A 282-nucleotide genomic window follows, 5' to 3' on the forward strand; every position below is an offset into this window, starting at 1 on the left:
GGCAACGCCTGGTCGTCGATCATCGTCTGGTGCTTCTTGAACCACGGCACATGCGCATAGCCGAACAGCGCCAGGCGGTCGGGGCGAAGCGACAGGGCTTGCTCGATGGTCGCGCTCAGCGTCTCTACCGTCTGGAATGGCAAGCCATAGAGCAGATCGGCCCGCTTCAACCGGCGAAAACCAAAGATGGCGCAAAATCTCGGCGCATGGCGCCGCCCTGGTAAAATCATATTGGCAGAAATCTACCTTGCTGACGCCAAACTCCTCGGCCAGATACGAAAC

Annotated in this window: 1 pseudogene; it reads right to left on the bottom strand. The window is 58.9% G+C overall.

The features are described from left to right. A pseudogene (locus tag EN859_RS40175) lies at positions 1–158 on the bottom strand (coproporphyrinogen III oxidase); the annotation flags it as partial. Positions 159–282 lie beyond the last annotated feature (124 nt).

The sequence above is a fragment of the Mesorhizobium sp. M00.F.Ca.ET.216.01.1.1 genome, from assembly GCF_004010325.2.
In the GTDB taxonomy this organism is placed as follows: Bacteria; Pseudomonadota; Alphaproteobacteria; order Rhizobiales; family Rhizobiaceae; genus Mesorhizobium.